The organism is uncultured Campylobacter sp. (assembly GCF_944323605.1).
GTDB lineage: Bacteria > Campylobacterota > Campylobacteria > Campylobacterales > Campylobacteraceae > Campylobacter_D.
This window is the reverse complement of the sequence record NZ_CALUTC010000007.1, coordinates 69,571-80,719: the sequence shown is the minus strand read 5'-3', so window position 1 is coordinate 80,719 and position 11,149 is coordinate 69,571. Positions and strand designations below refer to the sequence as shown.

Here is an 11,149-nt window from a genome sequence, read left to right as displayed (position 1 = left end):
GATCTATAATAAAGATAAATCAAAAAACATTCCACCAAAAGAAGAGTTAGAAAAATTAATATATAAATATACATTTACTGAAATCGGAAAAATGTTTAATGTTTCAGATAACTCGGTCAGAAAATGGTGTAGAAAATATAGATTGCCATATAGAAAAAAGGACATGAACAATAATGATTAAAATAAAAACATTACACTTTAGAACAATTGGAAAGTATGTAAAATAATATAAAACATATAGTTCACTTATTAATAGTTTTAATAAGAGATAATGGTTCAAATCCATTAAGTGCACTCACAATATGGACAGCATGACGATGTAGAGAAAGACGTTTCTCATTGTTCATATTGTATTTATATAAATTCAATTTATATACTAAAAACCTTGGCGTTTGCTTAGAATAATTGTGGTTTTTTTGGGGGATGTGGGGGGGGGGGGGGGGGGTTGATAAATTAGTTTGCGTTGATTGTGGAGCACATGCTGGTCTTATAAGTGATATTATGCTTCACTGTGAGGCTTTCGTTTATGCTTTTGAACCAAATTTACATTTGCAAAAATTTTTAAGACGAAAATACAAAAATAATGATAATATAAAACTTTATCAAAAGGCGGTTGCCACATTTAACGGAACAACTGATTTTTTAATCTTTGAAAAAAGAAATTTATCTCAAGGAAATCGCATACTTAAATCAAAACAAGATAAAAACACTTCTAAAACATATAAAGTAGAAGTTGTAGATATTTGCGAATTCATAGAAAAAGAGATACTTAAAAAAGTTGATAAAATTTACTTTTTAAAACTTGACATAGAAGGAGCAGAATTTGAAATTCTAGAAAAACTTATAGAAAGAAAACTTTATCAAAACATCGAATTTATAGCTGTAGAGACACACGAATATATGTTTGAGGACGGTAAAGAAAAACTACAAAATATAAAATCTCTGATAGAAAAATTCAAAATTTCTAATATTTTATTGGATTGGTGCTAAGCCTACAAACTTAGCACTATTCATAATATCTCATAATTTTATATCCACTATTTTTTAAATATACATCTTTTTTCATTACTTTTAAATCACTATCCATCATATCCCTCACAAGCTCATTAAGACTAAACTCTCTTTTCCAGCCTAATTCTTTTTCTGCTTTGCTAGGATTGCCTAAAAGTATATCCACTTCACTCGGTCTAAAATATCTAGGATCAATTTTAACAACAACTTGCCCTAATTTAAGATGTGAAAGATCGAGCCCGATTTTATTTGCTCTATTATTATCTAAATTTGCTACTATGCCCTGCTCTTCTACGCCTTTGCCTTTAAATTCAAGTTCTATGCCACAGTATCCAAAAGCAAGTTTGACAAAATCCCTTACAGTTGTTGTTTGTCCTGTCGCAATAACCCAATCTTCTGCTTTATCGTGCTGCAATATAAGCCACATCATTTTCACATAATCTTTAGCGTGTCCCCAATCTCTTTTTGCGTCTAAATTCCCAAGATAAATAACATCTTGTAAATTTAATGCTATTTTTGATGCTGCTCTTGTAATTTTACGAGTAACAAAAGTTTCGCCACGCACAGGAGATTCGTGGTTAAATAAAATTCCATTACACGCAAAAAATCCATAAGCTTCTCTATAATTCACAGTAATCCAATACGCATACATCTTTGCTACCGCATAAGGCGAACGTGGATGAAACGGTGTTTTTTCGTTCTGTGGAATCTCTTGAACTTTTCCATAAAGTTCTGAAGTTGAAGCTTGATAGATTCTAGTTTTATCTATCATATTTAAAAATCTTACCGCTTCTAAAATTCTAAGTGTGCCTAAAGCATCAGCATTTGCAGTATATTCTGGTGTTTCAAAGCTTACATGCACGTGAGATTGTGCGGCTAGATTATATATCTCATCAGGCTGAATATCTGCAATCAAACGAGTAATATTCATAGAATCAGTCATATCTCCGAAATGCAAGTGAAGATTATGCTTACTTTTGTCGTGATGTCCGTCAAATAAGTGGTCAATTCTATCTGTATTAAATAAAGAGCTACGTCTCTTTATCCCATGCACTTCATAGCCCTTTGATAGTAAAAATTCACTCAAATAAGCACCATCTTGCCCAGTAACCCCTGTAATTAAAGCTTTTTTAGCCATTTTTATCCTTTTGTTTTATCGTCTCTTCCAAAATCATCATCAAACCTCACAATATCATCTTCCTCTGTATATTCACCAACTTGAACCTCAATAAGCACCACAGGAATTTTTCCATTATTGCTTAATCTGTGCTTTTGTCCCATTTTAATATAAATAGATTCGTTAGGTCTAACTAAACTTTTTTCTCCTTCAATCTCTATAGTAGCAGTCCCACTTAGAACTATCCAATGTTCATTTCTATGAAAATGTTTTTGTAATGACAATCTTTTATTTGGTTTTACTTCTATACGTTTGATTTTATAGCCTTTATCGCTTTCTAGGATTGTATAAGTTCCCCAAGGACGGTGGCTTGTAAGATGATTTATGCTTAAATTTTTATCATCTTTTATGCTTAGCACAATGTCTTTTACTTTTTGTGTAGAATCTTTTTTAGAAATTAACAGTGCGTCATCAGTATCTACAACAACCATATTTTCCACATCTATTGCGGCAATAAATTTTTTATTATTTTGACAATAGAAAAAATTATTTTTACAATCAATAAATTTATGCCGTGAATTGATAAAATTATCATTTTCATTTTGAAGCTCTTTTGATAGCGTTGAAAAGCTACCTACATCACTCCAACCCATATCTGTTTTAATGATTTTTATTTTTTTTGTTTTTTCCATTAATGCATTATCTATGCTAATAGATGGCATATCTTGCATATCTTCGTTTCTAATTTTAATCAATGAATCAATTTTAATAGCATTTTGATAAGCCTTTAAGCATTTATCATAGATTTCACTAGCAAATTCTTTCATTTGCGTTAAGAAAAAAGATGTTTTAAATATAAACATTCCAGAATTCCACAAATATGTCCCTTCTTTGATAAAGTATTCTGCCTTTTCTTTATTTGGTTTTTCATAAAATCCCAAAACTTCATTACCTTCACAATGAATATACCCATATCCTGTTTCAGTATAGCTAGGCTTAATTCCAAAAGTAACTATAAAATCGTTTTTAGCAAATTCCAATGCTTGAAACACCGCACTTTCATAAGCTTTTTCATTTTTAATGAGATGATCGCTTGGGCTAACCAAAACGATCTCATCTTTTGGAAGCGAAAATGCTGATATAGTGATAGCAGCTGCCGTATTTTTTGGTATAGATTCTAGAATGTATTCTGCTTTGTGAGTATTTATTTGATCTAAAATTAAAAAATATTGCTCTTGATTTGAGATTATTAAGGTTTTATCGCAAAGCTTTGCATTCCTCTCATAAGTTAATTCAAATAATGATTTATTATCAAAAATTCGCAAAAATTGCTTTGGCATAAGAGTTCTACTAAGAGGCCAAAGTCTTGTTCCACTACCGCCACAAAGAATAATATTCGTCATAACTTTCCCTTAAATTCAAATCACAAAAAACGGACGATTAATTAAAACCATAAATGAAGCGGTAATTTTAAAAATGTAGAATCTTAATAAATTACATTTTTAAGGATTTTATTTGACAGTTGCATATATTAGAGTTAGTTCAAACAAGCAGGACTTACAAACGCAGAAATTGCAAATTTTAGAGTATTGCAAAATACACAAAATTTATATTGATGAGTTTATTAGCCTTGAAATTAGCTCTACAAAATCTCAAGAAAAAAGAAAGATTAAGGAATTAGAGGCTAAACTGAAAGCTGATGATTTACTACTTACGACAGAAATATCTAGACTCGGGCGTAATATGCTAGAAGTGATTAATTTGGTATTAAGGCTCACTCAAAAAGGAGTTAAACTCTGTTTCTTAAGACAAAATGAGTTGAATAATTTTAACAATCCCACATTTAAACTAATCTTATCTATATACGCTTATTTGGCAGAAGCCGAGAGGGATTTTATATCCCAAAGAACAAAAGCAGGATTAAATAATGCTAGAGCAAAAGGTAAGATTATTGGAAGACCTAAAAAATCTTTCAGTAGTAAATACGACAAAGATAAAAAACAAATTGCAAAACTCCTAAAAAATGGCAAATCCATAAAACAGGTTTGGATTTTACTTGGATATAATCAAACAAAAAGCTATGCTGGATTTTATTATTTTTGTAAAAATAGAAATTTGGTATAATTTTTGTGATAATTTAAGCTTTTTTGATTATAATTAATCGTCCGTTTTTTTAAAATAACAAGGATAGATATTATGAAAACAATACGCTCACAAACCCCATTAAGACTTGGTCTTGCAGGCGGTGGAACAGATATAAATTTGTATTGTGATAAATATATAGGATATGTGCTAAATGCTACAATATCGCTTTATATTCATTGCACTTTAATAGAAAGAGATGATAATAAAATTATTTTTGACTCGCCCGATACTAATTCTTATGCAGAATATGAAAGTAATACATATCTAAAAAATGATGGAAAATTAGATATTTTTAAAGCCGTTTATAACCGTATTGTTAAAGATTTTACGCATAAACCTTTAAGCTTTTCTCTTCATACTTATTCTGATGTGCCTAGTGGTAGTGGATTAGGCGGTAGTTCAACACTTGTGGTTGGTATGATACACGCATTTGTTGAGTGGTTAAATTTGCCTCTTGGAGAATATGACATTGCAAAACTAGCTTTTGAAATCGAACGTGAAGATATGGGGATCGTAGGTGGGGCACAGGATCAATATGCTGCAACATTTGGCGGATTTAACTTTATGGAATTTTATGATAAAAAGCGAGTTATAGTAAATCCATTGAGGATAAAAAACTGGATAGTAAGCGAACTGGAAGCAAGAACTGTGCTTTATTTTACTAATATAACCAGAGAAGCTAAAGATATAGAAGAACACAAAAAAGGAAAATTAGGAGATGAAAAATCGCTAGAAGCTATGCATGCAATAAAACAAGATGCAATATCAATGAAAGAAGCACTTTTTAAAGCCGATTTTGATACATTAGCAAAAATTCTTGGAAGTTCGTGGAAGTCTAAAAAAATCATTTCAGAGATTGTTAGCAATGATGAACTAGAAAGAATTTATGAACTTGCTATGCAAAATGGTGCTTATAGCGGAAAGACTAGTGGAGCTGGGGCTGGTGGATTTATGTTTTTCTTAGTAGATCCTACCAAAAAATATCGATTGATTGAACTCTTAAATAAAGAACAAGGTTATGTGCAAGATTTTTATTTTACAAAAGAAGGAGCAAAGTCGTGGAAATTATGAGATTTCAAGCGAATTAATGCACCTTAAAATTGATTTATTTAAAAATAAAAAATATTAAACATTATAAAAACTAAATAAATTTAATGATATACTTATGATAAATAATAAGGAGATAAGAAAGATGATATCTTATATAAAAGAACATTTTAAAGACAGCATAAACACAAAAGAAAAAATTTTACAAGATGAAAATTTACTATCTCTTATAAGAGAAGTAGCTTTGGAGTGCATAAAAGCGTATAAAAATGGAAACAAAACTATTCTAGCTGGAAATGGTGGATCTGCAGCTGACGCACAACACATAGCAGCTGAATTTGTATCTAGATTTTATTTTGATAGAGAAGGACTTCCATCTATAGCTATCACAACGGACTCTTCTATATTAACCGCCATAGGAAATGATTACGGTTATGAAAGACTTTTTGCAAGACAGATAGAAGCTCAAGCAAAAAAAGGAGATATCTTTATAGGAATTTCAACAAGCGGAAACAGTGCAAATATAATAGAAGCTTTGAAAATGTGTAAATCAAAAGGTGTCATCTCTGTAGGATTAACAGGAGAAAGCGGTGGAAAGATGAGAGATTTATGTGATTATTGCATTAAAGTGCCGTCAAATAAAACTCCAAGAATTCAAGAATCTCATATACTCATAGGTCATATAATCTGTGCTATAGTCGAAGAAGAATTGTTTGGCAATGGATTCAAGCAATAAAGCCATAGTTTTATGTGGAGGTCTTGGCACTAGACTAAGAGCTGTCGTAAAAGACGTGCCTAAGCCTATGGCACCTATCGGAAATAAGCCTTTTTTATCATTTGTATTAGAATACCTACAAAAACAAGATATAAAAGAGGTTGTTTTAGCCGTTTCTTACAAGTATGAAGTTATACAAGAGTATTTTAAAGATAGCTTTTTAAATATGGATATAAAATACAGCATAGAAAAAAATCCTCTCGGCACAGGTGGTGCCATAAAACAAGCTCTATCTTTAATGAATTCTGATTGTTTTGTATTAAATGGAGACACTTTTTTTGATATAAATTTAAAAAATATGACTCTAGATAATAGTAAAATTTGTATAGCTCTAAAAAAAATGCTGGATTTTGATAGATATGGCTGTATAAATTTTAATGATAATTTTCTAATCACTTCATTTGAAGAAAAAAAGTTTCATAAAGAAGGTTTTATAAACGGTGGAATTTATCTAGTATCAAAGGATATATTCAAAGACTTTAAATTAGAAGATAATTTTTCTTTTGAAGATTTTTTGCAAGCAAATTTTAAACTTCTAAATGCTAAAGCAAAACCATTTGATGATTATTTTATAGATATTGGGATACCAAAAGACTATAATAATTTTAAAGAATATGTAACACAACTATAAATATAATAAAAAATGATATAATAAAGCCTATTTTTTTACAAAGGAATATATAATGTATAACTATCCCCTAGCCTCATCCACTTGGGATAAAGCGGAATTAAAGGCTATACAAGATGTCATAGATAGTGATATGTTCACTATGGGAGAAAAGGTGGCACAGTTTGAAAAAGACTTTGCTAAATTTGTAAAATCAAAATACGCAGTAATGGTAAGTTCTGGCTCGGCAGCAAATCTTATCGCCACAGCTGCACTTTTTTACACTAAAAAGCCAAAGCTTAAAAGAGGTGATGAAGTCATAGTTCCAGCAGTTTCGTGGAGCACAACTTATTATCCGCTTTATCAATATGGGCTTAAGCTGAAATTTGTTGATGTAGATTTATACAGTCTTAACTATGATTTAGAAGCCTTACAAGATGCTATTAGCGACAAAACTAAGATGATAATGTGCGTAAATTTGCTTGGAAATCCAAATGATTTTGACGCCATAAAAGATATGATAAAAGACAAAGATATAATTTTAATCGAAGATAATTGTGAATCAATGGGTGCAGAGTATAAAGGAAAACAAGCAGGCACTTTTGGGATAATGGGAACATTTTCGACTTTTTACTCGCACCATATGGCGACTATGGAAGGTGGCTTTGTCGTTACAGATGATGAGGAGCTTTACCATATCTTACTTTGTTTGAGAGCTCACGGCTGGACTAGAAATTTACCAAAAGATAATTTAGTAACACCAAAAAGCGATGATTGGTTTAGCGAAGCCTTTAGATTTGTTTTACCGGGCTATAATGTCCGTCCTGTTGAAATGAGCGGTGCCATAGGAATAGAACAGTTAAAAAAACTCCCTGATTTTCTAAAACATAGAAAAGAAAATGCAAAACTATTTTGCGAATACTTCAAAGATCATAAAGATTTTATAATACAAAAAGAAATTGGCACTAGCACATGGTTTGGTTTTTCTTTAATTATTCGACCAGAGTCTAAACTTAAAAGAAGTGATGTTCTGAAAAAATTAAAAGAAAATAAAATAGAATACCGTCCTATAAATGCGGGAGATTTTACTCAAAATGAAGTAATAAAATATTTTGATTACGAAATTCATAAAGAGCTTAAAAACGCAAATTATCTACAAGAAAATGGATTTTTTGTAGGAAATCACCAAATAGATATAAGCAAAGAATTAAATTTGCTTGACAAAGTATTGAACGGGGGGGGGCTTTAAGATATAGCAATTTAAATTTACAAAGCCTAAACCTAAATTCTACTCTAAAGGTTGCATAATGAGCATAGACTTTAGAGTAGAAAAATCAAACGTTTTAGATGGTGTTTATATCATACACATCAATAAATTTAGTGATTTAAGAGGAGAAATTTATTCTGTATTCTTAAGCGATGAGATAGACTGCTTGCTCCCAAATGATTTAAAATTCAAACACGATAAAGTTATACATTCCAAAAAAAACGTCATCAGAGGCATACATGGAGATACAAAAACATTTAAACTTTGCACTTGTTTAAAGGGTAAAATTCAACAAGTTGTTGTGGATTTAAACAAGGACAGTAAAACATACAAAAAACATCAAAGCTTTATAATGAGTGATGAAAATCGTTTTTGCGTGCTTGTGCCTGCTGGTTTTGGCAATTCTCACGCAGTTCTTAGTGATGAGGCTATTTATTACTACAAATGTGCTTATGAGGGCGATTATGTAGATGCAAACGAACAATTTACAGTCGCTTACAATGATAAAAGCTTAGGGATAGATTGGCTTGTAAAAGAACCTATTTTATCAGATAGAGACAAGGAGATTATATGCAAGAATTAAAAAATCTTTTAAAGTCTAACAATCAATTAAATTATCAAATACTAACAAGCAACATAATAAAACAAACAGTAAAAGATAAAAAACACAAGGAAATTTTATTACTACTTTTGCAAGATAGAGATAGAAATTTCATAAGATTAAATCACAATCCTCAAGTTTATAAAAGAATTTGCAAATATTTAGAGCTTTTTAGACCAGTTAAAAGCGATAAAAAACTTGTAAGAATAGGCGGTGAAAACGACGGTGGTTACGTTTTGCAAGAGCCTAAAAATTCAAAAACGGGGGGGGGGCATTGTCATTTCTCTTGGCGTAAGCGATTATTCTCCTTTTGATTTAGAAATGGCAGAGCTTGGTTTTAAAGTGATACAATACGATGCAAGTATTGAAAAAGCACCTTACAAGCACAAAAATATTATTTGGCACAAAAAATTTATAGGTGCTAAAGATGAAGGCGAATTCATAAGCTTAAATACGGTTATAAAAGAAAACAAATTAAATAAAAACGATATTTTACAATGTGATATAGAAAATTTCGAATGGGAAATGCTAGAAAATACGGATATAGCTATGCTTGATGAACATTTTTCCCAAATTATATTTGAATTTCACGGACTAAATCCGGAAGAAAACGAGGGCTTTTCAAAAAGGATTAAAATTTTAGAAAAACTAAACGAATATTTTATACCCATACATCTACATTTTAATAATCACGGTAAAATATTCTACTCAAATGGGCTTTTTCATAGCACAACAGCAGAACTTTCTTATGTCAGAAAAAAAGACTTAAAAAATCTTGACTTTGTAGAGGAGATAGATTCTAGCTTAGATTATCCTACTTTTTTAGCAAACCCAGAAATACCTATAAAATTTTTAAGAAAAAAATGCTAAAATAATCCAATGAATAAGATGAAAAAAGATTCTAAAATTTTTTTAGCGGGACACAGAGGGCTTGTAGGTTCTGCTTTACTAAGTGAGCTTAAAAAACAAGGTTTTGATAATATCATCACAAAAACTCATAAGGACATTGATTTAAGCAGACAAAAAGATGTTGAAAGTTTTTTTGAAAAAGAAAAACCAGAATTTATATTTTTATGTGCTGCAAAAGCTGGTGGGATAATGGCAAATTTGAGCCAAAGGGCTGACTTTTTGTATGAAAATTTGATGATAGAAGCAAATATTATAAACTGTGCTTACAAATTTGGTACTAAAAAATTATTATTTTTATCATCAACTACAGTTTATCCAAAAAACTCGCCCTACCCTACCACGGAAGATATGCTTTTTAGCGGCGATTTAGAATTCACAAACAAACCATACGCATTAGCAAAACTAGCTGGGCTTTTGCTTTGTGAATCTTATAATATCCAGTATAATACAAATTTTATATCTTTGGTGCCTATAAATTTATATGGAAATAATGATAAATTTGATTTAAAAAAAGCCCACGTTATACCTGCACTTATACGAAAATTTCATCTTGCAAAGCTTTTGAGTCTAGGGGAAAATGAGCTTATTTTAAAAGATATATTTATAAATGATAAAATTAACCTACTTGAAAAAGACATAAAAAGCTACTTATCATCTTTTGGTATAACAAAAGATGAAGTTGAAATTTGGGGAAGTGGCAAAGCTAGTAGAGAATTTTTGCATAGTGAAGATTTGGCTAGAGCAATGATTTTTGCTATGCAAAATATAAATTTTAAAGATTTAACAAAAAATAAAAAAGAAATTCAAAATACTCATTTAAATATATCCACAAATACAAGCACTAGCATAAAAGATTTAGCTTTGATGATAAAAGATATCGTTGGTTTTAAGGGAAATATTTATTTTAACGCTGATAAGCCAGACGGCGTTTTAAGGCGACTTACTGATAGCACAAAATTGAGATCTTTTGGATTTAAAACAGAAATTTCACTTGATAAAGGACTTTTTATGATGTATGAATGGTATAAAAATCGAAACGGGGGGGGGGCTTTAAGTCTTTGTAACTGTTTATTTTTAGATTGTTTTAGCAAAAATTATCAAAGGAGAGTAGCATGAGTTTTTCCTTTGATATACAAGAAAGCAAGATAATAAAAGATCTATGGATAATAAAGCCTGATATGGGAAAAGATTCAAGAGGAAATATTTGGACTTCTTTTCATAAAGACTACATAGAAAAACTGTTGCCACCTACTTTATTTTTCAAACACGATAAATTTAGCACTTCTGTGCAAAATGTTTTAAGAGGAATACACGGGGACGATAAAAGCTATAAACTTGTAACCTGTGTATATGGAGAAATACTTCAAGTAGTGGTTGATTGCAGGAAAGAAAGCCCTAGCTATCTTAAATATGAAAAATTCTTAATAAATGAAGATAACCAAATTCTACTTTTACTCACGCCTAGAATGGGAAACGCTCATTTAGTAAAATCGCACAAGGCAGTATATCATTATAAATACGCATATGATGGAGAATATGCGGATATAAATGAACAATTTACTTTTGCGTATAACGATGATAGAATAGGCATTGATTGGGGCATAAAAGATCCAATTATTTCAGAAAGAGACTTAGCTGCAACAAAAGAAGACCACACAAAAGGACATTAA

At 30.6% G+C, this 11,149-nt stretch carries 14 protein-coding genes; 12 read left to right on the top strand and 2 right to left on the bottom strand.

Annotation, left to right across the window (positions count from 1 at the left end):
• On the top strand, positions 1–181 hold a 181-nt coding region (locus tag Q0J35_RS05495), incomplete at its 5' end, for a hypothetical protein (RefSeq protein WP_297193899.1).
• Between the two features lie 224 nt (positions 182–405).
• Positions 406–990, top strand: coding sequence for an FkbM family methyltransferase (locus tag Q0J35_RS05490; RefSeq protein ID WP_297193897.1), 585 nt, complete (start codon positions 406–408; stop codon positions 988–990).
• A gap of 16 nt (positions 991–1,006) precedes the next feature.
• Here the strand turns inward: Q0J35_RS05490 and gmd are convergent, their stop codons facing one another.
• Both gmd and Q0J35_RS05480 read right to left on the bottom strand, forming a co-directional pair.
• Complete coding sequence (gene gmd / locus Q0J35_RS05485; RefSeq protein ID WP_297193895.1) at positions 1,007–2,149, bottom strand: GDP-mannose 4,6-dehydratase; 1,143 nt, start codon at positions 2,147–2,149, stop codon at positions 1,007–1,009.
• Between the two features lie 2 nt (positions 2,150–2,151).
• Positions 2,152–3,531, bottom strand: a complete 1,380-nt coding sequence (locus Q0J35_RS05480; protein ID WP_297193893.1) for a mannose-1-phosphate guanylyltransferase/mannose-6-phosphate isomerase — start codon at positions 3,529–3,531, stop codon at positions 2,152–2,154.
• Between the two features lie 112 nt (positions 3,532–3,643).
• On the opposite strand from Q0J35_RS05480, the gene Q0J35_RS05475 reads away from it, so the two are divergent.
• The 10 genes from Q0J35_RS05475 (at position 3,644) to Q0J35_RS05430 (ending at position 11,149) form a co-directional block, all read left to right on the top strand.
• Positions 3,644–4,252: a recombinase family protein gene (locus Q0J35_RS05475; protein ID WP_297193891.1), complete on the top strand. Its 609-nt coding sequence runs from the start codon at positions 3,644–3,646 to the stop codon at positions 4,250–4,252.
• 72 nt (positions 4,253–4,324) lie between these two features.
• Positions 4,325–5,344: a dehydrogenase gene (locus tag Q0J35_RS05470; RefSeq protein WP_297193889.1), complete on the top strand. Its 1,020-nt coding sequence runs from the start codon at positions 4,325–4,327 to the stop codon at positions 5,342–5,344.
• A 112-nt stretch (positions 5,345–5,456) separates the two neighbouring features.
• Complete coding sequence (locus Q0J35_RS05465) at positions 5,457–6,056, top strand: D-sedoheptulose 7-phosphate isomerase (protein ID WP_297193915.1); 600 nt, start codon at positions 5,457–5,459, stop codon at positions 6,054–6,056.
• Positions 6,040–6,726 (top strand): nucleotidyltransferase family protein, encoded by a 687-nt coding sequence (locus Q0J35_RS05460; protein WP_297193913.1) that lies wholly within the window; start codon positions 6,040–6,042, stop codon positions 6,724–6,726. Before Q0J35_RS05465 ends, Q0J35_RS05460 begins: the two co-directional genes overlap by 17 nt.
• A gap of 52 nt (positions 6,727–6,778) precedes the next feature.
• Positions 6,779–7,951, top strand: coding sequence for a DegT/DnrJ/EryC1/StrS family aminotransferase (locus tag Q0J35_RS05455; RefSeq protein ID WP_297193888.1), 1,173 nt, complete (start codon positions 6,779–6,781; stop codon positions 7,949–7,951).
• Between the two features lie 58 nt (positions 7,952–8,009).
• Positions 8,010–8,552: a dTDP-4-dehydrorhamnose 3,5-epimerase gene (gene rfbC / locus Q0J35_RS05450; RefSeq protein ID WP_297193886.1), complete on the top strand. Its 543-nt coding sequence runs from the start codon at positions 8,010–8,012 to the stop codon at positions 8,550–8,552.
• Positions 8,540–8,884 carry a hypothetical protein gene (locus Q0J35_RS05445; RefSeq protein WP_297193883.1) on the top strand — a complete coding sequence of 115 codons (345 nt, stop codon included), beginning with the start codon at positions 8,540–8,542 and terminating at the stop codon, positions 8,882–8,884. Before rfbC ends, Q0J35_RS05445 begins: the two co-directional genes overlap by 13 nt.
• On the top strand, positions 8,784–9,440 hold the full coding sequence (locus tag Q0J35_RS05440) for an FkbM family methyltransferase (RefSeq protein ID WP_297193881.1): 657 nt from the start codon (positions 8,784–8,786) through the stop codon (positions 9,438–9,440). Before Q0J35_RS05445 ends, Q0J35_RS05440 begins: the two co-directional genes overlap by 101 nt.
• Positions 9,441–9,449: 9 nt before the next feature.
• Entirely contained in the window at positions 9,450–10,595 is a 1,146-nt protein-coding gene (locus Q0J35_RS05435; protein ID WP_363315705.1) for a GDP-L-fucose synthase, read from the top strand.
• Positions 10,592–11,149 (top strand): dTDP-4-dehydrorhamnose 3,5-epimerase family protein, encoded by a 558-nt coding sequence (locus Q0J35_RS05430; RefSeq protein ID WP_297193879.1) that lies wholly within the window; start codon positions 10,592–10,594, stop codon positions 11,147–11,149. Before Q0J35_RS05435 ends, Q0J35_RS05430 begins: the two co-directional genes overlap by 4 nt.

What these genes read in the sequence shown, in the direction of transcription:
- Q0J35_RS05480 (WP_297193893.1), bottom strand. Translation starts at nt 3,531, where the DNA reads ATGACGAATATTATTCTTTGTGGCGGTAGTGGAACAAGACTTTGGCCT.
- Q0J35_RS05430 (WP_297193879.1), top strand. Translation starts at nt 10,592, where the DNA reads ATGAGTTTTTCCTTTGATATACAAGAAAGCAAGATAATAAAAGATCTA.
- Q0J35_RS05470 (WP_297193889.1), top strand. Translation starts at nt 4,325, where the DNA reads ATGAAAACAATACGCTCACAAACCCCATTAAGACTTGGTCTTGCAGGC.
- Q0J35_RS05460 (WP_297193913.1), top strand. Translation starts at nt 6,040, where the DNA reads ATGGATTCAAGCAATAAAGCCATAGTTTTATGTGGAGGTCTTGGCACT.
- gmd (WP_297193895.1), bottom strand. Translation starts at nt 2,149, where the DNA reads ATGGCTAAAAAAGCTTTAATTACAGGGGTTACTGGGCAAGATGGTGCT.
- Q0J35_RS05435 (WP_363315705.1), top strand. Translation starts at nt 9,450, where the DNA reads ATGAATAAGATGAAAAAAGATTCTAAAATTTTTTTAGCGGGACACAGA.
- Q0J35_RS05445 (WP_297193883.1), top strand. Translation starts at nt 8,540, where the DNA reads ATGCAAGAATTAAAAAATCTTTTAAAGTCTAACAATCAATTAAATTAT.
- Q0J35_RS05455 (WP_297193888.1), top strand. Translation starts at nt 6,779, where the DNA reads ATGTATAACTATCCCCTAGCCTCATCCACTTGGGATAAAGCGGAATTA.
- rfbC (WP_297193886.1), top strand. Translation starts at nt 8,010, where the DNA reads ATGAGCATAGACTTTAGAGTAGAAAAATCAAACGTTTTAGATGGTGTT.